29 protein-coding genes and 1 pseudogene are annotated in these 24,293 nt (G+C 41.9%); 8 read left to right on the forward strand and 22 right to left on the reverse strand.

Going from position 1 to position 24,293, the window contains the following annotated elements; all coding sequences use genetic code 11:
* The first annotated feature begins 9 nt into the window (after positions 1 to 9).
* The 5 genes from pseC to pseI all read left to right on the forward strand — a co-directional run bounded on the left by pseC (position 10) and on the right by pseI (position 4,847).
* A complete protein-coding gene (gene pseC, locus PP175_RS23345; RefSeq protein ID WP_272440585.1) occupies positions 10 to 1,209 on the forward strand; it encodes a UDP-4-amino-4,6-dideoxy-N-acetyl-beta-L-altrosamine transaminase in 1,200 nt (399 codons plus the stop codon).
* Complete coding sequence (locus tag PP175_RS23350) at positions 1,199 to 1,951, forward strand: glycosyltransferase family protein (protein ID WP_272440586.1); 753 nt, start codon at positions 1,199 to 1,201, stop codon at positions 1,949 to 1,951. Before pseC ends, PP175_RS23350 begins: the two co-directional genes overlap by 11 nt.
* Before the next feature lies 1 nt (position 1,952).
* Positions 1,953 to 3,047 carry a UDP-2,4-diacetamido-2,4,6-trideoxy-beta-L-altropyranose hydrolase gene (gene pseG, locus PP175_RS23355; RefSeq protein WP_272440587.1) on the forward strand — a complete coding sequence of 365 codons (1,095 nt, stop codon included), beginning with the start codon at positions 1,953 to 1,955 and terminating at the stop codon, positions 3,045 to 3,047.
* 34 nt (positions 3,048 to 3,081) lie between these two features.
* Positions 3,082 to 3,606, forward strand: coding sequence for a UDP-4-amino-4,6-dideoxy-N-acetyl-beta-L-altrosamine N-acetyltransferase (gene pseH, locus PP175_RS23360; RefSeq protein WP_272440588.1), 525 nt, complete (start codon positions 3,082 to 3,084; stop codon positions 3,604 to 3,606).
* Between the two features lie 194 nt (positions 3,607 to 3,800).
* Complete coding sequence (pseI, locus tag PP175_RS23365) at positions 3,801 to 4,847, forward strand: pseudaminic acid synthase (protein ID WP_272440589.1); 1,047 nt, start codon at positions 3,801 to 3,803, stop codon at positions 4,845 to 4,847.
* 120 nt (positions 4,848 to 4,967) lie between these two features.
* Here the strand turns inward: pseI and PP175_RS23370 are convergent, their stop codons facing one another.
* The 16 genes from PP175_RS23370 to PP175_RS23445 form a co-directional block, all read right to left on the reverse strand.
* Complete coding sequence (locus PP175_RS23370) at positions 4,968 to 6,416, reverse strand: motility associated factor glycosyltransferase family protein (RefSeq protein WP_272440590.1); 1,449 nt, start codon at positions 6,414 to 6,416, stop codon at positions 4,968 to 4,970.
* A 26-nt stretch (positions 6,417 to 6,442) separates the two neighbouring features.
* The gene (locus PP175_RS23375; RefSeq protein ID WP_272440591.1) at positions 6,443 to 6,784 is read right to left on the reverse strand and encodes a hypothetical protein; all 342 of its coding nucleotides are present in this window, start codon (positions 6,782 to 6,784) and stop codon (positions 6,443 to 6,445) included.
* Between the two features lie 168 nt (positions 6,785 to 6,952).
* Positions 6,953 to 8,176 carry a flagellin N-terminal helical domain-containing protein gene (locus PP175_RS23380; protein ID WP_272440592.1) on the reverse strand — a complete coding sequence of 408 codons (1,224 nt, stop codon included), beginning with the start codon at positions 8,174 to 8,176 and terminating at the stop codon, positions 6,953 to 6,955.
* A gap of 238 nt (positions 8,177 to 8,414) precedes the next feature.
* Positions 8,415 to 8,669, reverse strand: coding sequence for a carbon storage regulator CsrA (gene csrA / locus PP175_RS23385; protein ID WP_272440593.1), 255 nt, complete (start codon positions 8,667 to 8,669; stop codon positions 8,415 to 8,417).
* Between the two features lie 16 nt (positions 8,670 to 8,685).
* A complete protein-coding gene (fliW, locus tag PP175_RS23390) occupies positions 8,686 to 9,180 on the reverse strand; it encodes a flagellar assembly protein FliW (RefSeq protein WP_272440594.1) in 495 nt (164 codons plus the stop codon).
* Positions 9,181 to 9,274: 94 nt separating this feature from the next.
* On the reverse strand, positions 9,275 to 9,829 hold the full coding sequence (locus PP175_RS23395; RefSeq protein WP_272440595.1) for a DUF6470 family protein: 555 nt from the start codon (positions 9,827 to 9,829) through the stop codon (positions 9,275 to 9,277).
* A 34-nt stretch (positions 9,830 to 9,863) separates the two neighbouring features.
* The gene (gene flgL / locus PP175_RS23400) at positions 9,864 to 10,658 is read right to left on the reverse strand and encodes a flagellar hook-associated protein FlgL (protein ID WP_272443359.1); all 795 of its coding nucleotides are present in this window, start codon (positions 10,656 to 10,658) and stop codon (positions 9,864 to 9,866) included.
* A 116-nt stretch (positions 10,659 to 10,774) separates the two neighbouring features.
* Positions 10,775 to 12,184 (reverse strand): flagellar hook-associated protein FlgK, encoded by a 1,410-nt coding sequence (flgK, locus tag PP175_RS23405; protein WP_272440596.1) that lies wholly within the window; start codon positions 12,182 to 12,184, stop codon positions 10,775 to 10,777.
* Between the two features lie 47 nt (positions 12,185 to 12,231).
* A complete protein-coding gene (locus PP175_RS23410) occupies positions 12,232 to 12,738 on the reverse strand; it encodes a flagellar protein FlgN (protein WP_272440597.1) in 507 nt (168 codons plus the stop codon).
* Positions 12,739 to 12,764: 26 nt separating this feature from the next.
* Positions 12,765 to 13,022: a flagellar biosynthesis anti-sigma factor FlgM gene (gene flgM / locus PP175_RS23415; RefSeq protein WP_272440598.1), complete on the reverse strand. Its 258-nt coding sequence runs from the start codon at positions 13,020 to 13,022 to the stop codon at positions 12,765 to 12,767.
* A 168-nt stretch (positions 13,023 to 13,190) separates the two neighbouring features.
* Complete coding sequence (locus PP175_RS23420) at positions 13,191 to 13,616, reverse strand: TIGR03826 family flagellar region protein (protein WP_272440599.1); 426 nt, start codon at positions 13,614 to 13,616, stop codon at positions 13,191 to 13,193.
* Positions 13,617 to 13,761: 145 nt separating this feature from the next.
* The gene (gene tpx, locus PP175_RS23425) at positions 13,762 to 14,283 is read right to left on the reverse strand and encodes a thiol peroxidase (protein ID WP_272440600.1); all 522 of its coding nucleotides are present in this window, start codon (positions 14,281 to 14,283) and stop codon (positions 13,762 to 13,764) included.
* A 307-nt stretch (positions 14,284 to 14,590) separates the two neighbouring features.
* Positions 14,591 to 14,995 (reverse strand): hypothetical protein, encoded by a 405-nt coding sequence (locus PP175_RS23430; RefSeq protein WP_272440601.1) that lies wholly within the window; start codon positions 14,993 to 14,995, stop codon positions 14,591 to 14,593.
* Positions 14,996 to 15,075: 80 nt separating this feature from the next.
* Entirely contained in the window at positions 15,076 to 15,882 is an 807-nt protein-coding gene (locus tag PP175_RS23435; protein ID WP_272440602.1) for a ComF family protein, read from the reverse strand.
* 6 nt (positions 15,883 to 15,888) lie between these two features.
* Complete coding sequence (locus tag PP175_RS23440; RefSeq protein WP_272440603.1) at positions 15,889 to 17,502, reverse strand: ATP-dependent helicase ComFA; 1,614 nt, start codon at positions 17,500 to 17,502, stop codon at positions 15,889 to 15,891.
* A 7-nt stretch (positions 17,503 to 17,509) separates the two neighbouring features.
* On the reverse strand, positions 17,510 to 17,704 hold the full coding sequence (locus PP175_RS23445; RefSeq protein WP_272440604.1) for an AbrB/MazE/SpoVT family DNA-binding domain-containing protein: 195 nt from the start codon (positions 17,702 to 17,704) through the stop codon (positions 17,510 to 17,512).
* 215 nt (positions 17,705 to 17,919) lie between these two features.
* On the opposite strand from PP175_RS23445, the gene PP175_RS23450 reads away from it, so the two are divergent.
* The 3 genes from PP175_RS23450 (at position 17,920) to PP175_RS23460 (ending at position 20,001) form a co-directional block, all read left to right on the forward strand.
* Positions 17,920 to 18,426 carry a hypothetical protein gene (locus PP175_RS23450; protein WP_272440605.1) on the forward strand — a complete coding sequence of 169 codons (507 nt, stop codon included), beginning with the start codon at positions 17,920 to 17,922 and terminating at the stop codon, positions 18,424 to 18,426.
* Positions 18,427 to 18,630: 204 nt separating this feature from the next.
* Positions 18,631 to 18,975 (forward strand): hypothetical protein, encoded by a 345-nt coding sequence (locus PP175_RS23455; RefSeq protein ID WP_272440606.1) that lies wholly within the window; start codon positions 18,631 to 18,633, stop codon positions 18,973 to 18,975.
* 96 nt (positions 18,976 to 19,071) lie between these two features.
* Entirely contained in the window at positions 19,072 to 20,001 is a 930-nt protein-coding gene (locus tag PP175_RS23460) for a TIGR01777 family oxidoreductase (protein ID WP_272440607.1), read from the forward strand.
* Here PP175_RS23460 and PP175_RS30155 read toward each other — a convergent pair.
* The 6 genes and pseudogenes from PP175_RS30155 to PP175_RS23485 all read right to left on the reverse strand — a co-directional run bounded on the left by PP175_RS30155 (position 19,998) and on the right by PP175_RS23485 (position 24,218).
* Entirely contained in the window at positions 19,998 to 20,558 is a 561-nt protein-coding gene (locus tag PP175_RS30155) for a cache domain-containing protein (protein ID WP_442870496.1), read from the reverse strand. The two genes, PP175_RS23460 and PP175_RS30155, sit on opposite strands and share 4 nt — an antisense overlap.
* A 213-nt stretch (positions 20,559 to 20,771) precedes the next feature.
* A pseudogene (locus tag PP175_RS30160) lies at positions 20,772 to 20,921 on the reverse strand (methyl-accepting chemotaxis protein); the annotation flags it as partial.
* A gap of 212 nt (positions 20,922 to 21,133) precedes the next feature.
* The gene (locus PP175_RS23470; RefSeq protein ID WP_272440609.1) at positions 21,134 to 21,562 is read right to left on the reverse strand and encodes a hypothetical protein; all 429 of its coding nucleotides are present in this window, start codon (positions 21,560 to 21,562) and stop codon (positions 21,134 to 21,136) included.
* 202 nt (positions 21,563 to 21,764) lie between these two features.
* Positions 21,765 to 22,181, reverse strand: coding sequence for a hypothetical protein (locus PP175_RS23475; protein ID WP_272440610.1), 417 nt, complete (start codon positions 22,179 to 22,181; stop codon positions 21,765 to 21,767).
* Positions 22,182 to 22,289: 108 nt separating this feature from the next.
* Positions 22,290 to 23,006, reverse strand: coding sequence for a response regulator (locus PP175_RS23480; protein ID WP_272440611.1), 717 nt, complete (start codon positions 23,004 to 23,006; stop codon positions 22,290 to 22,292).
* Between the two features lie 30 nt (positions 23,007 to 23,036).
* Entirely contained in the window at positions 23,037 to 24,218 is a 1,182-nt protein-coding gene (locus PP175_RS23485) for a sensor histidine kinase (protein WP_272440612.1), read from the reverse strand.
* Positions 24,219 to 24,293: the final 75 nt, after the last annotated feature.

Below are 24,293 nucleotides of genomic sequence, written 5' to 3' on the forward strand. Positions count from 1 at the left end.
AGATACGTAATGTCTAGTACAGATCTTTTGGCCATTCACGGGGGGATACCTGTTCGTGACACTTACCTGCCTTACGGTAAACAAATGATTGACGGAGAAGATATTCAAACGGTAATGAATGTCTTACAGAGTAATTACTTAACAACTGGTCCTAGTATAGAAGCGTTTGAAGAGAAAGTAGCTCAATATGTTGGGGCCAAATATGCTGTAGCTTTTTCAAGTGGAACAGCAGCTTTACATGCAGCTTGTTTTGCAGCTGGAATCCATACAGGGGATGAAGTGATTACAACCCCTATTACTTTTGCTGCAAGTGCCAATTGTATTTTATATCAAGGAGGCAAACCCGTTTTTGCTGATATTGATTATAATACCTATAATATTGACCCTTTAAGTATAGAGAAACTTATTACAAAGAATACAAAAGCCATCATTCCTGTAGATTTTACAGGTCAACCTGTAGATCTTGATAAAGTTTCAGATATAGCTAAGCGCCATAATTTGATTGTAATCGAAGATGCTGCACATAGTTTCGGAGCAGCGTATAAAGGCAGGAAGATTGGGGCACTTAGCGATATGACGATGTTCAGCTTTCATCCTGTGAAACATATAACAACCGGTGAGGGAGGCATCATTACAACGAACAACGAAGAATACTATCGAAAACTTGCTCAGTTTAGATCGCATGGCATTACGAAAGACCCTAGCCATATGGCTAAGAATGATGAACCCTGGTATTATGAAATGCAATTTTTAGGGTATAATTATCGAATGACAGATATACAAGCTGCACTTGGTCTAAGTCAATTAAATAAGACAGAATACTTTTTAGCGCGACGCAGACAGTTTGCTAGCATATATAATGAGGCTTTCAAGGATATTGAAGAAATCGCAATCCCTTTCCATTTACCAGACTGTCATTCCAGCTGGCATTTATATATTTTGCGACTCAATTTAGATAGATTACGAGTGGGGAGAAAAGAGATTTATCAAGCATTATTACAAGAAAATATCGGGGTCAATGTTCACTATATTCCAGTTTATTTACAACCATATTATCAAGAGCTAGGTTACAATAAATCCCTCTGTCCACAAGCGGAAAAGTTATATGAAGAAATAATTACCCTCCCTTTGTTTCCAGGAATGAACGAAAAAGACGTAGAGGATGTTGTAAAAGCTGCGCAAAAGGTTGTGAAATATTATGGCAAATAACAAAAGGATAGTAGCCATTGTTCAAGCACGAATGACATCTACTCGCCTTCCCGGAAAAGCTTTAAAAACAGTGTTAGAAAAATCTTTGCTTGAATATCAATTGGAAAGACTTACGCAAACTACTATGTTAGACAATATTGTAGTAGCGACTACAATAAATACAACGGACCAACCCATCGTTGATTTATGCAAAAAATTGAAAGTGAACTATTATAGAGGATCAGAAAACCATGTTCTTTCTCGATATTATGAAGCCGCACATATGTTTCAAGCGCAAATTGTGGTGCGTTTAACATCTGATTGCCCACTGATCGATCCTCAGGTAGTAGACGATGTTATTAATGCTTATCTTCATGGTACCGAACATTATGATTATGTTTCTAACACTTTAACTCGAACATATCCACGCGGCTTAGATGTTGAGGTGTTCTCAATAGCAGCATTATCGGAGGCGTACAAAAGGGCTTCATCCCCTGCTGAAATCGAACATGTCACACCATACATTTATCACCCACATAATAATTTTCGCTTAGGAAACCTGGGGTATAAAGAAGATAAGAGTTTTTACAGATGGACCGTAGATACTCCGGAAGATTTCGAGTTGATTAAAAATATTATTGAGTCTTTATATCCCATTAACTGTGATTTTAAAATGCTGGATGTCTTTGAACTATTAACACACCACCCAGAATGGCCATTAATCAATCAGCATATTGAACAAAAAAGCTTGGAGAATAAGTGATATGAATGTTTTCGTTCGAGCGGATGCATCGGTAGAAATCGGAACAGGCCACGTTATGAGATGTATAACACTGGCAGAACGGCTGCGAGAACTGGGAGCGAATGTCTCATTTATATCGCGTTCTCACGAAGGAAATTTGAACAAATGGATAAATGATGAAAAAAACTTTTCTATTTATGAGCTGGCAATTGACTCTGAATGGCAAAGTAGTTGTACAGAGAGACGGGCCTTGTACGAGCGATGGCTTGGTACATCGATAGAAAAAGATGCATATGAAACGCAACAAATTTTGATTAAACAAGATGCGGATGTAGATTGGATTATTGTTGACCATTATGCATTAGATGAACGATGGGAAAGGGAACTTCGGCCATACTCCAGGAAAATTATGGTCATTGATGACTTGGCAAATCGAAAGCATGATTGCGATGTGTTACTCGATCAGAATTTGTATGACGATATGGAAGTAAGGTATACGGGACTCGTTCCTATTGAGTGTGAAACATTATTTGGACCTTCATTTGCTTTATTGCGTAAAGAGTTTATCGAGGCAAGAAAAACGTTGCATAAGAGACAGGAACAGATTAAACGCATGCTTGTTTTCTTTGGCGGAAGCGATCCGACTAACGAAACGATGAAGACAATTAAAGCGATTCGATTATTAACTCGTCCGGATATTACTGTCGATGTTGTGGTAGGCAAATCAAACCCTAACAAAGAACAAATCAAAAATTGTTGTACACAAATAGGAAATGTAAATTTTCATTGTCAAGTCAGTAATATGGCTGAACTAATGGGAAAAGCTGATCTTGCTATTGGAGCTGGGGGTTCGGCAACCTGGGAGCGATGTTGTTTAGGTTTATATTCCATATTAGTTGCCATTGCAGATAATCAAATAGTTGTATGTGAATACTTGCAAAAAAACAATATTTGCACTTATATTGGGGAATCGAGCAATTTAACAGTTTTAAAAATTAGGGACGCTTTAGATCAAATATTATGCAATTCTGTACATCTAGCATCGAAGCAAAAAGCATTAATGCAACTTGTCGATGGAAAAGGTGTTGACCGTGTAAGCACTCAATTAATTAGATAGCCCTTAATTTTTATAAACATAAGAGGACACTGAGATGGTTACAAACAAATATTATAAACTTAGACTTATAAATGAAAATGACTTAAAGTTAATTTTATCATGGCGTAATTCAGAAAAGGTTCGTCGTAATATGTTCACAGACCATGAGATTTCAATAGATGAACATCGAAATTGGTTTCAAAACCTAGAGAAAAATAATACTGCTCTATATCTTATTTTTGAAATAGATAATCAGCCACGGGGTCTAGTAAGTTTTTCAGATATTGATTATGGAAATAAAAATTGTCTCTGGGGATTTTATTTAGGACAAGAAAACCTCCCTAAAGGAACGGGATATATTATGGGTTGTCTAGGCTTGCATTATGCTTTTACGGAAATGAAAATGAGAAAAGTTTGTGGAGAAGTATTTAATTTTAATAAAGTAAGTATTAATTATCATAAAAAGCTTGGATTTAAAGAGGAAGGGTATTTTAAAAAACATGTTTTAAAAAATGGTCAGTACGAAGATATAGTATGTTTTGCCTTATTCAGTGATCAGTGGGAATCTAAAAACTTATAAATAGTCGCAAATTTGATAAATACCAGTGATAATCACATCAAACCGACGCTAGTATAAAAAATTTTGCATCTGTTGACCGCAGCCCGTTCTATTGTGGCTTTAGAATATCTAGCAAAATTGATGGGAACTACTTAATGCTACTGAAATATTTATATTAGGAAGAAATCTAGTTGTTTAATAGTGAGGTGACTTGAGTGGATATAAAGGTTGATAATAAAACTATTGGTGCGGGCCAGCCTCCGTTCGTCATTGCTGAAATGTCTGGTAACCATAATCAATCGTTAGAGCGTGCCTTATCGATTGTAGAGGCCGCCGCAAAATCAGGCGTACATGCTTTGAAGTTACAAACCTACACAGCTGATACAATGACACTCGATATAGCTGATGGAGAATTTTTTATAAATGACCCTAACAGTTTATGGAAAGGGAATTCTTTGTATAGCCTTTATCAACAGGCATATACACCATGGGAATGGCATAAGCCAATTTTCGATCGTTGTAAAGAGCTAGGAATCATTTGTTTTAGTTCACCATTCGATGAGACGGCTGTTGATTTCCTTGAATCACTTGATGCACCTTTATACAAAATTGCCTCATTTGAAATTACAGATTTACCACTTGTTCGCAAGGTTGCATCCACCGGCAAACCAATGATCATCTCAACAGGGATGGCAACCCTTGCTGAAATTGATGAAACAGTACGTACCGCACGGGAGGCCGGCTGCAAGGATATTATATTGCTAAAATGTACAAGTACATATCCAGCAACACCAGAAAATACGAACATTATGACAATTCCCCACATGCGTGAGTCATTTGGCTGCCAGGTAGGACTTTCCGATCATACAATGGGTATTGGGGTTGCAGTAGCAAGTGTTGCATTAGGCGCTACAGTAATCGAAAAACATTTCACTCTGCGACGTGCTGACGGAGGGGTAGATTCAGCTTTTTCGATAGAACCGCAAGAAATGGAGCAACTAATAACCGAAACGACAAGGGCATGGAAGTCACTTGGTTGTGTGCAATACGGAACAACAAATCTAGAAAAGCCGTCTTTAAAATATCGTCGTTCCCTGTATATAGTTGAGGATATTAAAATGGGAGAAGTGTTTACAAAAGAGAATTTACGAATCATTCGTCCGGGTTTTGGACTGCCTCCTAAATACTATGAAACATTATTAGGAAAAAAAGTTTCATGTGATGTTAAGAAAGGCACACCAGTTACATTAGACATATTATAATACCTTCTACCACCATTCTATAGGAGAAGCTTGCTTTCCCTATATATATTCTTAAACTGCTAATACCCAGTCCACCCTCATATAGGTGCACTGGGTATTAGTCTTTAAAGTTATTATATACTATTCGATAGCTTTTAATTGTTCAACTGCCGATTTCATAAAGTTAATCACTCGGTCAATTACAAAAGAAAAAGTCTGTAAAAAATGAACAATAATTTTTTGATTTTCAGCAAGTGTCTCAGGTAGTAATCGTTCCTCAATTTCGTATAATTTCCAATAACATGTCACAACTTCAGCCTGCATAATAGTGAACCATAAAGGATGACCTTTAATATATTCTATAATCGCATTAGCTTCCTCAAGCTTTTGCAAAGATGACATTAATCTTTTTTGGTCCATAGAAGACTTTATTTTTAAACCATGGATCATTTGGTAGACATTTTGGCAATTGTCTAGAGCTTCTTCAAAACCTCTTATTTCATTTTCAATTTTTTCAGTCGTTGATTGAACATCATTTACATAGCATGAAGTTTCATCAAGTAATTCCCTCTTAGAAAAAGAAGACGTACAATAGGTGGAAATCGCTTCCGGCAAGGTCATTTGTGTAGTATATTTTATGTTGGCCCCACCTTCTGTAGCATTAATAACAGCAAACTGATGTTTATATATTTGTAATTCAATCCATTCCCTAAACGAATTCCATATAACATTAGAACGGACCTGTCCACCATAATACCCTTCAACCTCTACAAATTCGTGGTGTGTGGGAATGTCTTTTTTGTCATAAACTGTGCCGCTTGTATGGGATTTCGCACCGTTCTCCCCATATGCCAAATCCTGACCAATTAATATAATAGGAGATGCTCCAGTAAAAGCGGCAAAACCAAATGCTACATGGGCACATGATTTCCCAATATTTATAAAAATATTATCCGGCAGACCTAGCATCTCTTGCAACCAATTATAATCTATCATCCCTTTCCGGAATGGCATGATAGTTCTACCTTTGAAGGATGAAAATACGTTAGGGGAAACTACTGGGGGGGCAATCAATGATACACTTCCAGGGATATATTTATCCTTATAAAAGTATTGGTATACCTCTTCAATGCGCTCAATGGATGCTACAAAATCAGGAGTAATACCTTCTTTTATTAGTCTTTCAATAATCGTATCTACTGCAATAATAATGGCATTAGACTGAATATCTTTTAGATGATGAATATTTTTATCCAGTGATGGTCCAGCAGCCACAATAACAGCCGGTTTTCCTTTATATTTGTCTTTAAACCGACTTACATTTTCAGATGTTAAGATGCGAGAAATATTCATTAAGTTATTATGTGTACCAATAAGGGCATCTTCTACAGAATTGCCTATGCTACCAGCCATGTATTTAACAGCTTGTATAACTTGTTGTACCGTATGCTTAACGGTTTCCATTTGATATGTGCGGTAAAAGTAGGTTGGATATACACGGAGATTACGTGCTCGTGTCAGAATTGGGAATTGTTGAACGTAACCATTTAAAAGATTCATGATATCATTCATATTTTGATTAGCAACCACACATACATTGTTCCGATCAAGAAATTTCATTTCTTTATGTTGCATAGCATGAAAAAAAGAGAAGAATTCGGTTCAATGATTAGAAAATGAGAATTATTATTGCTTTTTTCAATTAAATATGAAATTTCTTGAACACTAGTGATTCCTATAATGACATGAAGTTCACGTAAAAATGGCCTTATTTCATAGCTCCTATCCACTTCATCCTTTACAAGATAGACCTTACCTTTATCATCCGTAAAAAACTCTTCGCCAGCATCTATTCCAATATATTGATAGACCAAATCGCTTTGTTCAGGCATCTCTTCAATATAATGATGGCTATTTGCATAAAGCCGTGATAAATTATCTTCCCATGTTGTCTGCATAAATATCCTCCCGCCCTATTTCACTATACAAAATAAAAGATCGCTAGCTGTAAACCGTAAGCATTAATCATTAGTTGTTCTTTAGTAGATAAGAAAGCTATACTTTCTCATCTACTAAAGAAGGGAGACCCCAGCAAACTAGGATCTCCCTCCATAATAAAACTATCATTAACGGAGCAATTGAAGAACTTGCTGCGGTTGTTGGTTGGCTTGAGCCAGCATACCTTGAGCAGCCTGCGCGAGAATACTGTTCTTCGTATTTTCCATAACAGCTTTCGCCATATCCACATCACGGATACGGGATTCAGCAGTAGTGAGGTTTTCAGAAGATGTACCCAAATTGTTAATGGTATGTTGCAAACGGTTTTCGAATGCCCCAAGTTTCGCACGTTCAGCCGAAACTTTTTGTGTGGCATTATCAATAACTTTAATAGCCGTATTTGCCCCTGCCTGTGTTGAAACGTCTAGGTTATTAACACCAAGTGCTTGCGAACGCATGTCGTTAATATCTATTTTAAGATTCTGACCACCATTAGCTCCAATTAATAATGTAGCACTACCATCTTTAGCTTGTACATCTCTAGCTTCTGTTGTTTCATTGAACGCAGACAATTTGCTACCAGCAACTGAATTAACATTTCCTTGGGCATCAGCAACAGAAATTGTAATACCCTCAATTGCATTAGCAGTTCCAGCAGCGGCTGCAGTTAGCTTTAACCCGCTTGCTGAAGCAGAAAGTGTAGCCCCACCAATTTTAGCAGCTAAAGCAGTAATGTCTGCACTACCTGTAAGTGTTTGCGTATTCAACGCACCATTGACAGTATAGTTAATCGTAATAGTATCAGTCGATTTAATACCCAGGCTATTGCCGTTATTATCTGTTAAGTTAAATAATTTGGTGGCCGCAGTCGTAGCGCTGTTTACAGATTTATTTATGTTCTGGTTTGCAACTGCAGCAGCATTTTGTTTTGACATCGAACCATCTAACAGGTTTTTCGTATTGAATTGAGTGGTATTTCCAATCCGGTCAATCTCTTTTTCCAGTTGACCCACTTCAGATTGGATATTTTTACGGTCTTGGTCTGTATTCGTATCATTGGATGATTGAACCGCTAATTCACGCATACGCTGGAGAATATCATGTGTTTCATTTAATGCACCCTCAGCTGTTTGAATCATTGAAATCCCGTCTTGTGAATTTCGAGTAGCCTGGTCTAATCCACGAATTTGGCCACGCATTTTTTCGGAAATGGCAAGACCTGCTGCATCATCCGCTGCGCCGTTAATGCGAAGGCCTGAAGAAAGTTGTTGAGTTGTTTTTGCTTGATTACCCTGGTTGATGTTTAACATCCGTAAAGAGTTAGCAGCCATACCATTGTAGTTAATAATCATTATTTATTCCTCCTTGATTTTTTCTATGAACGTCCTTGTTCATAGTTTTCTTAAATGATTAGAACAAAGAATCCATGTGGCGCCTGGGATATTTGTTCCTATATTTTAGTTATCGGAAAGTCCTTAATACTATTTAATCCCTTTTAAAAAATATTTTTGATAGAGTACACATCACTATATCCAATGGAAAAGAAAAAAGCTCCCGTTTCTCCCGGTTGAGCTTTCTTCTGGACCATTCTTATTTTTCATTTTCTAACGTTAAACCACTAATCTTTCCAAATCGCTTCAACTCTTCAATGTTTACCGAGGATAAGGTTCCCGCCAATTTATTCTCCTGCTGAATGGATTCATAAATCTCCTGCCGATAAATAGATATAGAGCGCGGTGCCTCGATACCTATTTTAACCTGTTCGCCGTCTACACTAACAATCTTTACTTCAATATGATCCCCAATCATAATGGATTCTCCGATTTTACGCGTCAACACAAGCATCGCCCATCCCGTCCTCTCATTCGGTAGCCGCCTTACCCATCGTCTCATTATCCTTTACATTCTTTTCTTTTGATGAAGTTTGATTCGAATAAAGGCCTAGCGGGTGACGAACAGAATATGAGGTATTCTCCAAAACGAGTTGGACACCTAGATGATTAACTGAATTAAGAATCACAGGGGCTACAAGATTCACCGTAGAATTCGATAACGGCTCACGTAAGACCGCTATCACATAACAAGTAACCTGCTCCCGTTCGGTGATTTTGAGCGATTCAAGAACGTAATCCGGAATGGTAAATTTATAATCAGAAAATAATGTAAAGGGATCCATTAGGAAAAAATATAAATCGGCAGACGTAGAATGAAGGATTGTAAATGCGCTCCCCTCAACTTTAAGCAGAAGAAAACTCTTCTCCTTCTCAAAACCCGGAATTCCATTCTCGAAATGGTATACCTCATCTTCCATATACTCTACTTCACCAAAAAGACTAGACATAACTTTTAAAGACATCAATCCTGAATCTCCTTTTCAATTACCTTAATCTGACACCTGATAAAGAACGGACACTTCTTGACTACCCGATAAGCCTTTTTTATGGTCATATTTAATATGACGCATCTAAAATATCCCCACTTACCTGTATACTGAGTTGATTTTTTTGTCTAATGTAATAATTGATTTTACCCTTTTCATAATTCTGTGCAGACGGTGTTTGTTGTACATCAATCGCCGTACCACCCTGGTTGCATTCTATATTTAATTGACCAGGTATTCCATTCAGATGTAAAGAAAAGTTTCCAGGAACATTTGCGTAACTAAATTGATGATCAGTGAAGAACTTTTTTCCCTTGGCAATATTGGCTATGGCATTCCCTTTATTTTCAATGGCACCCAACTGTTCCCCTTCTGCCGCAACTCGTGCAATATAAGCAAGGGCCGACTGATGCCCATCTGCTGCAAGCTCGGCATTCTGTTGTGCGTTACTTTTAATGTCCATATCCGCCCAACACTGACTCTGATCAATCTGTACAACCGGTTGTGTACGATGGAAAATCATCTCCGTTGTTTTTTGTTGAATATGAAGTTGCGTATGTTCAGGTTCAAACGTATAGACTGGTCGTTGTACGTCCCAACCAATCTTTGCAAAGGATTGGTTCAATTGAATATGAGGTATGTTCAGACGCCATCCCTCCTTACTTCAGGAAGTCAACCAACGAAGGCTGAATAATACGTGAACCGGCAGACAGTGCAGCCCGCTGCACATTTTCAGCATTTTGCAGGTCCGTAATAACTTTAGCCATATCAGCGTCTTCTGCATCTGAAAGCATTTTAGTTGAGCCGTTATATTGTGTATCAAGTCGGTTTTGGATTAATTGAATACGATTTGTGCGAGATCCTACAGACGCCTGAACCTTAGTGAACGTATCCAAATGCCCTTGAATGGATCCTATATCAGTTGAGATATTGGTTCCTGTCTTTGTTGGGTCATTTAAATCGTTAATGACTTTACCGAGCGTGGAGAAGACGCTAGTCCCCTGTGCTCCGAAAACATCACCAGGTTTTATATTTACGGGTATTTTCAACGCTTGGGAAACCTCTAGATTTATATCCGTATTATCGATATTACCGGTTAGATCTGGTGGATTTAAGTTTTGATCATAAGGTGGTGTTAATGTTTGCGTTCCATTGAAAATATATTTTCCGTTCAGTGTTGTATTAGCAACCGTACCTAACTGATCACGTAATTGCTCAATCTCAGTTTTAATGTTTTGTCGGTCCGTGGCCGTATTTGTATCATTTGCTGCCTGTGTTAATAAGTCTTTAACACGACTTAAAATGTTTACCCCTTCGGAAAGTGACGAATCATATTGATTCATCCAATTTGTTGCTTCATTTGTGTTATCTTTAAATTGTTGATTTTCGGCCAAATTTGTTCGATAATACATGCCTTGAATTGCTGCAATTGGATCCTGTGATGGTTTGGTTATTTTTTTCCCGAGGAAAGCATGTCCTGTAGACGTGCCATGTTCTGTTGACTGTTATCCAGATTGTATAACATGTCATTGTTTAACATAGTTTGAGTGACGCGCATTTATCTTACCCCCTATCTGCCTACAAGGCCCATGTTATTTATTACTTTATCCAACACGTCATCCATTGTGGTCATCATGCGAGCGGAAGCATTATACGCCTGTTGAAATTTTATCATGTTGCTCATTTCTTCATCGAGTGAGACACCGGACACGGATTGGCGTCTATTATCCACGTCATTGACCAAAATTTTGGAGTTATCTCGTAATCGTTGAGCATCCTGCGTTTCAACCCCAAGCGCCGAAATAATCTGACGTGTATAATCATCAAAAGAAGTTGTTGTCGTACCAAATGAAATGGCGGGGTCTTCCTTTAATGAATACACCTGTAAAGCCATTGTATTATCTCCCGGGTTACTGGGTGTAAGGGAGGCATCATTTGCCGTGACATCGATATCCGAGGCGTCAGTACCTGAAAAGAATGGTGTAACACTATTAACTTTATTTATAAGTGTGCTAGCTAACGTATTGATTTTATTTAAATACCCGTTCCCGTTTCCTGATAAGTCATCAATGATTTGATCGCGGGATGTCAAAAGCCCGTTAAGTTTCCCATTCCCGCTTCCCACACCCAGTGTAGTACTCCCTATTTGGACATCGTATTTAGGAGAGCCATCAGCTATTGTTCCATTACCAACGGTAGATACAGTATTATAGCCTGAAGCAAGATTTGGATCTACCAAAGTGGCGCCATTCACTGTAACGCTCACCATTCCCGTATCAACGGTACCATTCAAAACAGGCGTAACGGTAACATCAGCAAGATTAGACAGCTGATCAATTAACAGATCACGCTGATCATATAAATCATTGGGGGTATTCCCATTTGTAACAACATTGTTTATTTGGGTGTTCAACGAGGCGATATTTTTAGCCATCGTATCCATGGAGTCTGCCGTTACCTTTACGTTATCATTTACATCGTGCTGAAGGGATTTCAATTCACTGCTAATAAACTGGAACGTTTCAGCAACAGCTTTCCCATTTTGTACAACCACTTCCTGAGTTGCAGCATCACTTGGATTTTGTGATAACTTTTGCCAGGATGTCCAAAACTGATCCATTGTATGTTGAAGTCCTGAATCTGACGGTTCCTGCATGATGGTTTCAATTTTCTCAAGTGTATCCGATCTCGCTCCAAATTCCCCAACATTCTTATTCTCGCCACGGTATTGGGAATCTAAAAACCCTTCCCGTAGCCGCTGTACAGAATCAACCGTAACACCGGTACCCATTTGTCCAGCCTGACGATCGTTCACAATACTCGGGTACGGAAAAGAATCTGTAGCGGTCAGATTTACCCGTTGACGTGTATACCCCTCCGTATTCGCATTGGAGATGTTGTGTCCCGTGGTATATAAAGCAGCTTGCTGGGCAAACAACCCGCGTTTAGCAAGTTCTAGTCCTGCGAAAGTAGAACCCATATTTCTTCTCCTCTCAAATTCAAACAAGATATACAATCGTTTAGTTTTTATGCCTTGCTATCAAAAAAACGTTGACCCCCACTGCGGTTAGTAAACTGTGGTTCCACCGGTTTCCTATAGGTGTAATGGTCCTCAACAGGGGTTGTCATTTCTTCCAACGTTAAATTCACATAGGCGAGAGATTGCTGAATTAACTGCTGGTTTAACTCGTTTAAGTTCTTTAACTCCTTGAGGAGGTTGTTTAATCTTTGCTGGCACCGATGAAGCGCTCTTCCTGCCTCGGAATCCCCCGCCGCCTCAATTAGATCACTTAAATAAACTGTTTCCTTACGAACGCCCCGTAGCATAAAATAGAGCGAGACATGCCGTTCCCGCTCTAGTTCAAGTGCTTGAATGTTTTTTATGGAACGAGATTCAAACTGGATGATCCGGGCAAGATCTGCGATTGCGCCAGCTATCAACACTTCTTTTTTCTGCTTCGCCAGCTTGAGCATGCGTTCATGTTCTCGAATTAGTTGTTCAAGAACATCAATAATGTCATACAGTCCACTCATGGTCGTTCCCACCATTCATCAATTACTTATATGCCGCCTTTTATAATCTTTTCGGCAACTTTATCCGCATCAACGCGGTATGTTCCAGCCTGTACCTGTTGTTTTAGCTTCGCAATACGCTCTGCACGCTGGGCTTCCGTCTCCTGTGTCTTATGAAGGTCAAGCGCCTCCGGGGATATTTCAAGCTTATCCTGGCCTCTAGTGCGATTCGCTTCTTCTAGCTTGGCATTCTGTTTGTTATAAGGATTTACAGGTTGTATACCATTCGGACGGTCAATTCTCATGAAATATTCACCTCTTTGAGTTAAAGATTCATTTATCGTATTCATTCCCTTTGTTTACATCTGTTACACCTCTACGTTGTCCCCCGCTGTTATAATCGGCGGTTAACAAAAATGCCGACTACTTATTAATAAAGTAATCGGCATTTTATCGTTAATATTTTAGTTTTTCTATTGATCGAGTCCAGTTCGGTAAAGTTTGCCCGGGTGGTTGGACTCCTGCCGATCCGCTTTCCGCTTAACTTCTTCATGGAACGAGTCTGCGAGCTTATTGCGTTCACTCTGGCAGGATGTACAATGGCTTCCGGAACGAATAAGTCTCCCGCATGAGTCACAAGAATAACCTAGATTAGGCGCATTGTCAATGGACAGGCGCCCCTCCCGGATAAACTGTTTGATATACTCAACATTTACCCCTGTCTTCTCACTCAGCTCATATACCGTACACCCACGGTTTTCTTTCTTTCTAAGAAACTGAGAGCATTTCTCGTATTCTTTGTCGATTTCCTTCACGCAAGACGGACACACAGGCTGTCTTATCTTCATAAAAATCTTTCCGCAACGCGGGCAGTTCGTTACATTATCTAGAGACGGCACGCTGTACTCCCCCATTTCCTATATCCGCATATTTACTATATATTTTAGCGCAAAGGTCCCGATAATGAGAGGACTATTTTAACAATTTTTTTGGATAAAAAAAAGCAGGCCAGTAGACCGGCCCGCTCGTGTTCTGTTTATGGAGTTACTTTGCAGCTGTTTCTTTGGCAGCTGCGATTGCTTTCTCGTAATCCGGGTGGTTGGTTGCTTCTGATACATACTCAACATATGTAACTTTGTTGTCTTTGTCGAGGACAAAGATGGCGCGTGCCAGAAGGCGCATTTCTTTAATGGCAACCCCGAATGCTTCCCCGAAGGAAAGATCACGGTGGTCAGAAAGCATTTTTACTTTATCGATGCCAGCAGCACCGCACCAGCGGGCTTGTGCAAACGGAAGGTCAACGCTCACTGTAAGAATTTCTACGTCTCCCAAGTTTGCAGCTTCTTCATTGAAACGGCGGGTCTGGGCATCGCATACGCCAGTGTCAATAGAAGGAACCACACTGATCAGGCGAACTTTGCCTTTTCCGTCATTTAAAGAGTATGGAGCAAGACCGGCAGCCAGGACAGTAAAGTCTTTTGCTGTGTCGCCAACTTTTACTTCTTCACCGAGAAGCGTTACTTGATTTCCTTTGAAAGTAATTGCACCTTTTCTTTCTGTTGCCATTGTTCATACCTCCGTTACCTGGTAAGTTTTAACGTCATCACAACTTCCATTGTAGACGAGTAGGTGAAGAAATACAACATCTTGATAGGGTTTACAAAATTGCAGCTTGCTGTTTGCAACTCTATTTCTACCAATTCAACTGAGCCTGTTTTTCAGCCGATGGATTTCCTCTCGATTTCCGTGCGCCGTATCAATCGCGTACCGCACCGTTTCCTGTAGCTCATCCAGTTTCCGCAGGATTATGGTATCTCGCTCCTGCTTTTTAGTCTGTGCTTACAGGTGCATGCGCTTCATTTCCGCAAATCCGTCATGCATTTCGCTTCGTACATCCTGAATTTCTACTTTCCAAATCTTTTAGCGATCGAAGTATTAATTCGTCACATTCAATGTTTTCGAAGTGTTTACGATCCATGGAGTCTTTTAACTCGTCAAAACGGCGGTTCATCTCTTTCGCCAATGCCTGTTGTCCGCTGTTGATTGCTTTTAGTTCGTCCGAATGTCGGTTTACTTCTTTTGCCAATGCCTGTTGTCCGCTGTTGATCGCTTTTAGTTCGTCCGAATGTCGGTTTACTTCTTTTGCCAATGCTTGTTGTCCGCTCTTAATAGCTTTTAGTTCGTCCGAATGTCGGTTTACTTCTTTTGTCAGTGCCTGTTGCCCGCTCCTAATTCCCTGTAGTTCTTCAAGTATTTGTTGAAGCAACTGATCGCTCATTTCTCTTGCTCCTCTTCCGAATTCTCTTATGAGTATTTTACCATAGCTATTATCATAAAAGATCAACATCCAGCTTAGGTTTATCTAGCCACAGTTAATCCATACACGCTCGCATGCGGCAAGCTGTGCTTGAGGACGCGCGCCGCCTCGTGAAGTGTGCTGCCTGTAGTATATACGTCATCTACAAGCAGAATGTCTAGTTCCGGTTTCTGGAGGAGCTCGTCGTTTGTTATGTGACCCGGTTCAGGAGGTTTAAAGCAAAACGCATAATCAAGCGCATGCAGCCGATCTTTTCTGGTTTTGCGGCTTTGCTTATCGGTAGCTTTTGTTTTTTCGAGAAGCGCCATCACAGGGATTCCAACCGTGGCGCCTAACAGAGCCGCGAGTTCTTCCGCCTGGTTAAACGTTCTTTCTTCTAATCTGCTTTGATGAACAGGTATGTAAGTAATTAAATCTGGCACAGCGACTCCACCTGAACCATAGTATTTGTTATAGGCATACACAAGAAAAAACGCAAGGACAGGCGCAAGCATGCGGTCACCGCGAAATTTATACAGCGAAAGCAAGTCTTTAACTGGCTTGTTGTAGACCACGGCACTTCTGGAAAGGATGAGGTCGTGTATTGTTCGTCTGAGACAATCCCCGCACACCCGCTCATCGTCAGTAAAAGAACAATGGTCACCATCAGCCATCTCCTCTGTCCACTGTCTGCCGCAGAGGCTGCAGATTTCAGTATGGAAGGTAAAACGCTGTTCACACCGGAGGCATAGTTGCGCAATGCGCCTCCCCGTCCCACTCGCGGCCATCCCGCATAGCAGGCATCCCTCTGGCTTTGGAAAAGCAATCACTAGCAAATATTTGATCAACCGTTTAAAAGTCTGCATCACTATACTTCACCCCCTCTGCTCATCCGCCTGGGATTGAAAATACCCCTCTCTCGCGGCCAGTCTGTTCATGTCCGTAATCTGCCTGATTGCGGCTTTCATCGCGACACTCCGCTCTGCCGCAAGAAAGATAACATCGCCTTTCGGGTAGTCTTTAGACCGTCCGGCTCGTCCCGCGATCTGGACAAGGGCTGCCTCGTCAAAAACGGCAGCGTCTGCACGGCATACCAGCACAGAGATATTAGGCAAAGTCACACCACGCTCCATAATCGTTGTGGTCAGCAGGAGTTGTCGCTCACCGCGGCGCATCGCCATCACTTTCTCTTCACGGCCCGGGTCTGATGCATGTGCCGTTTCGATATGGTCCGCCCAGTAGCTGTCGATGTTGAGGATATATCTTTTTAACAGGTCAAGCTCATGGACTGCCGGCACAAAAATAAAGCCCGGTGCACCTTCCGTTTTGAGTTTGTCCAGAAAACGCCGCATGGCCAAGGAAGGAATGCCATTTTTCAAACATTTGTTTAATTTAGACTCCAGCCGGATCACCGGAACCGGCAGCGGGTGGCCATGATAGCGAACCGGTATTTTTACATGTGGAAGCCTTTTGCTGGATTCTTCCTTTACCCTCATCCTTTGCTGATGTTCCCGGCGCGGCGTGGCGGTTAGATAGATGGTCTTTCCGGGCAATTTCCTGGCCCGCTTCACCGCAAAGGGCAGCAAATCATCGGCTGTATAGGGATAGGCATCGACCTCATCAACAATTACAACATCAAAAGAGCGAAAAAATCGCAGAGCTTGATGCGTAGTGGCTAATATTAGCGCCGCCGGGCTCCACTTCTCCGGAGATTTGCCATGAAGGACGCCGATTGGGACTTCTGGAAATGCCGCCGCAAGCCGTGGCGCGAGCTCTAACACCACATCCCGCCGGGGAGTGGCCCATAAAACCCGCTGCCCCTGACGCAGAGCCGCATGCAGTATGGGGAACATGACCTCCGTTTTGCCCGCCCCGCATACCGCCCATATCAAAAATTCATCTGCCTGGATGTGTTCGCGCCTGTATAGAAAAGCCAATGCCTGCCTGGCTGCATTCAACTGGGCAGTTGTCAGGTTTGCAAATTGATTAAGAGAATCGAAAGGGTCGGGAACGATATCCTCGCCAGCATCCGTGCGTTCAATTTCAATGCAATCGCTGGGTCCCTCATAAGGAATAAGGTAGAAGGATGTACACGATGTACTCCGCCCCATTGAAAGGCAGCGCCTGCAGTACCTGCACAAACCGCCGCACCGATGGCAGAAAACTTCCGCAATGTCACTGTCCGCTGCGCCGCACCGGCTGCACTGATAAACAGAAGCTTGTTTTTGATGCCCCCCAAGTAGAGAAAACAAAAAGGAGAGCTTTGATCTCTCCCCATCCGTGATGTGCTGGCAGACACGTTCTACCCCCTGTTTACGCACAATCTTTTTATCCAATATGAGCTGTTCAACCATCCCCATGATCTTTTCTCGCTGCAAAAGATGTGGCGCTTTGGCGGTTGATTCGAGCAGCCACCATAGTTCATCCTCAAGTAGAGCCCGTCCCTTTATAGTCTCGTAGATGCGGGTGAACCTTTCTGTACCTTTCATGGCGCGCTTATAAGTCTCCGTATAACGCTTGCAGTTGTTCCGCGACCCGCTCCTTGTGAGGACTGATTTTGCGGATGCCAAGCTCTCCATTCTCTGTGACGATAAATTCGATTTCGTCCATTGGGTGGATCCCCATTTCACTGAGAATCTCGCTTGGAATCTGAATCATCCCCATGCCATCCATGTTCACTATCCTTCTCATACTTATCCGCTCCCCCTGGGATATAGTAGGGACGTCCCCCCGGTGCCATCTCTTCTGCGGTTAGTAATAGCAATCGACAAAATCCATTTTTTTCCTTTCTAATATAACATGTATTTACCAATATTTCTCTATTTTTATTTCGACTGAATACGACGAAATACGTCGTTTACTGCACATGACTTTTGCCCACACTGTATCACAGGAGGTGCAGCCAAATGACCAGTAAAATCAAAAAGAAACCATCATCCTTGCACTTGCTTTCACGAAATATGTATGTCAATCCAATTGAATCCGGGTACTATGAAAAACTACTGCGGGTTAACCGCCATAATCCGCGCGCGCTGTATCAGCTTGGAAGAAAAGCGGAAAAGGCTGGCGATAGGGAGAAAGCTAAGCAATATTATGAGAAGTCCGCTTCTGTCGCCTCCTATGAGCCGGCGATTGGCGCGTTAATCCTGCTGAAACATAAGGAGATACAGGAAGAAAGGCAGCGGGAACAGAAACTAAGGCAGGCTTCCAACATGTTTAAGAAATGGGAAAATACAACCGCACGAAAGAACTGGCGCCGCAGGACAATGGTGCAGAGTTTGATAATTATGCTGTTGATCTATCTTATTACGATTACACTCGTTATGGGCATATTAAGCAAATATTCTATTTCAAACATCACGGCGGAATTTTTTCGGTATACGGCTGGACTTTCACGATATTTTTGTAAATAGAACACCCGTACATACTGACTACTTTTGAGTGAGAGATCCACCAAGTTATCACATCCATAAAAATACAATTATTATCAAATTTAGGAAGCGGATTGTATTGATTACCCCCTCCATCCGCTGTATAGTTTAATTAACACTTAAAATTACATGGACGACTTTAGGACGCTCAAAAATGGCAAATAGGCAATAAAGGGGAGAGAAAAAATGGACGAGAAGAAACTGGTTCAGCTTATGCGCGCTGTGATCAAGGAAGAACTAAATCCTATAAATCAAAAATATGAAGAGTTGAACCAAAGATATCAAGAGATGAATCAAATCATTTATGCATTACGGGATGGGCAAGAAGAGTTAAAAGCACAATTAGAGGGAATATCACTGGACGTTGACAAACTTCATGGAGAGGTTAAACAAATCAATACACGCTTAGAAGATTTAGAACGCGGCACGTATCGAATCGAACGGCTAGAATTACGGCAAAATAAAACGGCCGTACGTGTTGATACGTTGGAAGCAGACGTCTCTCTCATCCGCGAGAAATTGCAAAACTAACCCTATCTAATATAACCAGTTGATGTCATGTGTTTGCCCATTCGTGGTTAAAGTATCCGTACTTTCTATTAATAGAATCTACAGGAGGAATGCAACATGGCAAAGAAAGTCGTTCTTCCAGGCGGCTCAGGCTTCCTGGGTCAATCGCTGGCCAATTATTTAATAGAAAAGGGATACGAGGTAGTTGTATTGACGAGAAGAACTGCTACTAGCAGCAATCATATCAAATATGTTCAATGGGACGGTAAAACCATTAATAGCTGGACATTAGAATTAGAGGGCTGCGAAGCGATTGTTAACTTGACAGGCAAAAGCGTAAACTGCATCTACACCCCGAGGAATAAGGCAGAAATCATTTCATCCCGTGTGGATTCAGTTAGGGTGCTCAAACAGGCGATTAGAGCTTGCAAGAATCCCCCAAAAGCTTTTATTCAGGCAGGTTCGCTTGCTATTTTTGGGGATACGACAGCTGTCTGCAATGAAGAATCGGTGCATGGAACCGGCTTCTCCGTACAGGTCTGCCAAAGATGGGAAGAAGAATTTTTTACACATCCATTGCCCGAGACACGTCAGGCGGTACTGCGAATTGGCTTCGCTCTCGCCAAAAACGGCGGAGCACTGCAACCGTTGGAGAAGTTAGCCAGGCTAAACCTGGGAGGCACAATCGGATCCGGGAAACAATACATTAGCTGGATACACATAGAAGACTTAAATCAAATGTTTTTGACTGCCATTGAAAACAGCCAGATCACAGGCGCTTATAACGCGACAGGCCCTCGTCCCGTAACAAACCAAGTGTTCATGAAGGCCTTACGGACTGCGCTTGGAAAAGGCTGGGCAGCCCCCGCTCCATCACCTCTTGTATGGCTTGGCGCTTACGTTGTAATGCGGGCAGATCCGGGTTTAGCTCTTACGGGCAGAAACTGCATTCCAGCGAAATTTACGAAAAGCGGTTTTGTTTTTAAGTATGTAGATTTAGAAACTACTTTAAAAGAAATATATGCAGGGTGGTTTTCAACCAATTAATCAATGCATTCACTTACGATCACCGACCATTCTTTACCTTTGTAAGCGTTATAGCCTTTCGTGCGGCAGAAAGCAAAGATCTTGTCCCTGCCATGTTCCTTTTCGATGGTGTAGCCATATTTATCGCCTGCCATTAAATTTCTTACAGCCTGGAGTGAGATGAGACTTTTCTCTAGAATTCCCTTTCGATCCCGTGATCCGATCACGATTCCTTTATTATTAATGACAAACAAATCACTGTCGCTGTTTATTTTGACAGAGTCAATAATCTCGTAAATATAGGACCAATTAAATCTTGTGGTGAACACACCCAGCACCTCACCGTTATCATCGCGTACCGGACAGGAATAGGCAATCGTATATCCATTCATCGCCCTTGAAAAATACATATCGGTTACATACACACTATTGGTCTCCATCGTTTCCTTAAACCAGGTCCGGTTTGACATATCTTGTCCTACCAACCCCTGGTTCACACCGGACGCAACGACAACCCCTTCTTTATTCACGACAAACATATCATAATACACTTCATAAATATCGATAATTTGTTTCATAAACTTTGTTGCATTTACCTGACTTGCTGGATCACCGTGCAGCAGACAGAACTTGATTTCTTTAAATGTAGCCCATGCTTGTACATCACAATTGCGTTCAAATAAATTACGATCGATTTTGTCGATTGTGTCGAAGGCGATATCTGCGGTACGCACCGCTATGACTTCATTGGCTTTATGCTCAATGTTTGCAATAAACTCGAAGCTCTTGTCATTCGCCTCTTTACTCTGCAGTGAAAATCGCTTGATTTCATTTGCGACAACTGAGAAGCCTCGCCCGGCTTCTCCTGCCCGCGCTGCCTCGATCGCTGAGTTCAGAGAGAGTAAATTGGCCTGGGAAGCCACATGGTCAATGGCTTGTATGACATTCTTCATTTGTTTCGTTGCTGCTTTAAGCTCGTTAAGTAATGCCGAAACATTCAGGTTATTTGTTGTGGTCTGTTGTTTTGTCATTTTTATACCCCCCACTTTTATTATGTGAAAATATCATATCGCGATCACGAATAAAAGCTGTATGTCAGATTTTCTGCCATACTTATTAAACGGGTGTATAAAATAGCGAATGCACTTTAATCTTATTTAAGGAGTATCCCCATAACAAACACAATGGTGATTAAATAAATGAACAGCATCACGATCAAACTCTGTATTACGCTCCTTGTACGTCTGCCCTCCCGTGCCTTGTCCTGTTCATCGAGCAGCCAAAAGGCTTCCTGGCGTTTTTGCTGCTGTATCCGTTCCACCTTGCGTTCCTTCTGTTTGAGAAGAATTAAAGCCCCCAAAGCAGGTTGATAGGAGCCAACAGAGGCAGATTTTTCATAATATTTTTTCGCTATGGTATTGTAGCCGGCTTTTTCCGCCTTTAATCCCAGCTGGTAAAGCGCACGTGGATTATGGCTATTTATTCGGAGCAGCTTTTCGTAATACGTCGACTCACTTGGATTTATATACATGTGTGGTGAAACGACATGTAAGGATGCAACATTTTTTAGTCTATTTGGCATTGCTCAACACCTCCGCTCGATAAGTAGGTAAATTTCAAACCATACTTATGTAAAGGTTATGCAACGTCTATTCCCTTTATGACCTTAAACAACTTATTAACGTTACAAACTTTGGACTACTTCACACCTCAATAGAAACCTGCGAAGTAAACAAAAAAGATAGCCTCCCGCATTGCGATTTGCAGGAGGCTATCTTTTTCTTTTACGGTCTTTCATGGGTTCTCAGGTCGATTTCTACCCTTCCATCATTGTGAGCGGGATTCTTCACCTGCGATTGTGGCATATCCGGTGTGAATAAGCCGGGGTAGCTGCGCCTTAGCTTTCGCGTAATGGCAACTGTCTGATCCGTGGAGCCGCAATCTTTCACAGAAACAGAGTATATAATTCCCTTGTCAATGGACTGCCAGTGAATGCTGCGTACCGTATGTTCAATCTGGCCTTCCGAATTTCCTGTCAGCATACTTACCAATATCGAAGGGTTTCCCGAAGCTTTCTCTCTGGAAACATCCTGCCTCAATGGAAGTGTAAAAATTTTCTTGCTCATCAGGTGAAACAAATAAACCAATCCGAAGTATATACTTATAACGGTAATCGCCGTACCGGCAAATACAGCTAACACGGCATTCCCCTCCCTGAACTTCTCCTTTCAGGGTATGCAAAGAAGGGGATCATGGTGAGGAATGGCAATCTTCAGCCTGACGGTACATCAGTTGCCGTGCAGCAACCGTTAAGACAGCTTCACCCATCCGTTCTTAATGGACATAACCACAGCCTGCGTCCTATCCTGCACATCAAGCTTTTGCAGGATGCTGCTGACGTGATTTTTAACTGTTTTTTCACTAATAAACAGCTCTTCACCTATCATCCGGTTGCTTTTTCCTTCAGCCATCAGCTGGAGGACTTCACGCTCACGCGGTGTAAGCGCAAGAATGTTGTTTTCTTTGTCGCTTCCACCCAGTTCGCTCACATCGCTCATCAGCACGTTTTCTTCCACGTTCTGCTCAATGCTGCTTAAGCGGCGAAACTCGGTAATCAGCTTGCCGGTTACTTTCGGGTGAATGTAAGCTTCCCCACGGGCAACCGAATGAATCGCATCAATTAGCGCGTCCGAATCCATTTCCTTCAGCAGATAACCGGAAGCACCGGAGCGGAGAGATTTGTATACGTAGTTCTCGTCGTCATGAATCGACAGAATAATGACATGGGATTCCGGCGACTTTTCTTTAATGCGCTGCGTAGCCTGTACACCTGTCATTTTTGGCATATTAATGTCCATCAGAATGACGTTCGGCTGGAATTCGGCCGCCATATTCATCGCTTCTTCACCATCGGAAGCTTCACCCACTACTTGAAAGTCTTCTTCCATTTCAAGTATCCGTTTTACACCTTCACGGAATAGTTTATGGTCATCTACTAACAGTATCGTAATATTATTATCAGTCATTACTTGTCCTCCTGCTTCGTTCTTTGGAATTTAAGTAGTCTTTTCCGTTGCTGCGGGATTTTTATCGTCCCTGTGTTTCAGAGGGATGCTAAAACTCAGCGTCGTCCCCTTGCCCACTGTCGAATCCACCTTCATTTTTCCCTGTAGAAGCTTGGTCCTCTCCTTCATCCCCATGAGTCCGAATTGAAGACCGCCGCCTTTCTCAGGGGGAGTAAACCCGACACCATCATCTATCACGCGCACATGCACAACCTGCGGTTTAAATTCAATACGTATATCTACATGGCGCGCCTGGGCGTGCTTAGCCACGTTGTTTAATGATTCTTGTATCAGTCGAAAAATCGCGACTTCGATGGTGCTTGGGACTCTTCGGTCAGAGCCAATGATAGTCATCTTCGCCTCCACGCCCTGCCGTTTCTGGAAATCCTCTGTATACTTGCGCAGCGTAGGTACAAGTCCCAGGTCATCGAGTGCCATAGGACGCAAGTCAAAAATAATTTTGCGGACATCTGTCAGGCTGGCACGGGTAAGCTCCTTAAGCAGCCGAAGTTCGGTTTTCGCTTCATCAATCCGGTTTTGGTTAAGCATACGTTCCACAATTTCACTGCGGAGCGCAACATTGGCCATGGATTGGGCGGGTCCGTCATGAATTTCCCTGGCTACCCTTTTTCTTTCTTCTTCTTGCGCCTGGATAATTTTAAAACCAAGCTGCTGGCGGTTCTGGGCTGATTCTAAAGCCCGTCCTACTTTCTGCAGATCCCCCTGCAGGTAATTAAGGACTACGCTTATATGGGTGATCAGTGTGTCGGCCTTCTCCACCGTATTCTTCAAGCTCCGCAGCCGCCTATCCAGTTCATCTCGCCGCAGCCTTAACCGCAGTTCCTTGTCGCGGGATAACGTCAGCTGGATCTGTACCTGGCTTGCCTCTTCATAGGCCTCGCGAATCTGCGTCTCATTGAATTTATGAAAATTTCGGCTTACATGCGCTAGTTGCTGCCTCGCTCTTCTGGCTGCCACCTCTAGCTGGTCAGTATGGTTTATAACCTCATTGATTTCTGTTTTCAGATTCTCCAGTTCGAGGGAAATGTGGTTACTCTCCTGGCGTGCATTCTCAGAGATATCAAATATCTTCTCTTTGCTGTCCTCCACCGAAGAGACGGTTTTTTTGAATACCTCATCCAAAACCTCTACATCTATATTAACCTCGTCCATGGTAATCCCCTTCCCTGCCAATAGACAAGAAGTACCATTTATAACCAGCGCTTCACCGCTGTAGCTTCTTCCTAT

Origin of the sequence: Aneurinibacillus sp. Ricciae_BoGa-3 (genome assembly GCF_028421645.1) — a bacterium.
Taxonomy (GTDB): domain Bacteria; phylum Bacillota; class Bacilli; order Aneurinibacillales; family Aneurinibacillaceae; genus Aneurinibacillus_B.

Coding starts and splice junctions, on each gene's coding strand:
- pseC (WP_272440585.1), top strand. CDS start 10: ATGTCTAGTACAGATCTTTTGGCCATTCACGGGGGGATACCTGTTCGT.
- PP175_RS23350 (WP_272440586.1), top strand. CDS start 1,199: ATGGCAAATAACAAAAGGATAGTAGCCATTGTTCAAGCACGAATGACA.
- pseG (WP_272440587.1), top strand. CDS start 1,953: ATGAATGTTTTCGTTCGAGCGGATGCATCGGTAGAAATCGGAACAGGC.
- pseH (WP_272440588.1), top strand. CDS start 3,082: ATGGTTACAAACAAATATTATAAACTTAGACTTATAAATGAAAATGAC.
- PP175_RS23375 (WP_272440591.1), bottom strand. CDS start 6,784: ATGCAGACAACATGGGAAGATAATTTATCACGGCTTTATGCAAATAGC.
- PP175_RS23380 (WP_272440592.1), bottom strand. CDS start 8,176: ATGATTATTAACTACAATGGTATGGCTGCTAACTCTTTACGGATGTTA.
- csrA (WP_272440593.1), bottom strand. CDS start 8,669: ATGCTTGTGTTGACGCGTAAAATCGGAGAATCCATTATGATTGGGGAT.
- fliW (WP_272440594.1), bottom strand. CDS start 9,180: ATGTCTTTAAAAGTTATGTCTAGTCTTTTTGGTGAAGTAGAGTATATG.
- flgK (WP_272440596.1), bottom strand. CDS start 12,184: ATGGGTTCTACTTTCGCAGGACTAGAACTTGCTAAACGCGGGTTGTTT.
- PP175_RS23410 (WP_272440597.1), bottom strand. CDS start 12,738: ATGAGTGGACTGTATGACATTATTGATGTTCTTGAACAACTAATTCGA.
- flgM (WP_272440598.1), bottom strand. CDS start 13,022: ATGAGAATTGACCGTCCGAATGGTATACAACCTGTAAATCCTTATAAC.
- tpx (WP_272440600.1), bottom strand. CDS start 14,283: ATGGCAACAGAAAGAAAAGGTGCAATTACTTTCAAAGGAAATCAAGTA.
- PP175_RS23430 (WP_272440601.1), bottom strand. CDS start 14,995: ATGAGCGATCAGTTGCTTCAACAAATACTTGAAGAACTACAGGGAATT.
- PP175_RS23440 (WP_272440603.1), bottom strand. CDS start 17,502: ATGAAAGGTACAGAAAGGTTCACCCGCATCTACGAGACTATAAAGGGA.
- PP175_RS23445 (WP_272440604.1), bottom strand. CDS start 17,704: ATGAGAAGGATAGTGAACATGGATGGCATGGGGATGATTCAGATTCCA.
- PP175_RS23450 (WP_272440605.1), top strand. CDS start 17,920: ATGACCAGTAAAATCAAAAAGAAACCATCATCCTTGCACTTGCTTTCA.
- PP175_RS23455 (WP_272440606.1), top strand. CDS start 18,631: ATGGACGAGAAGAAACTGGTTCAGCTTATGCGCGCTGTGATCAAGGAA.
- PP175_RS23460 (WP_272440607.1), top strand. CDS start 19,072: ATGGCAAAGAAAGTCGTTCTTCCAGGCGGCTCAGGCTTCCTGGGTCAA.
- PP175_RS30155 (WP_442870496.1), bottom strand. CDS start 20,558: ATGAAACAAATTATCGATATTTATGAAGTGTATTATGATATGTTTGTC.
- PP175_RS23470 (WP_272440609.1), bottom strand. CDS start 21,562: ATGCCAAATAGACTAAAAAATGTTGCATCCTTACATGTCGTTTCACCA.
- PP175_RS23480 (WP_272440611.1), bottom strand. CDS start 23,006: ATGACTGATAATAATATTACGATACTGTTAGTAGATGACCATAAACTA.
- PP175_RS23485 (WP_272440612.1), bottom strand. CDS start 24,218: ATGGACGAGGTTAATATAGATGTAGAGGTTTTGGATGAGGTATTCAAA.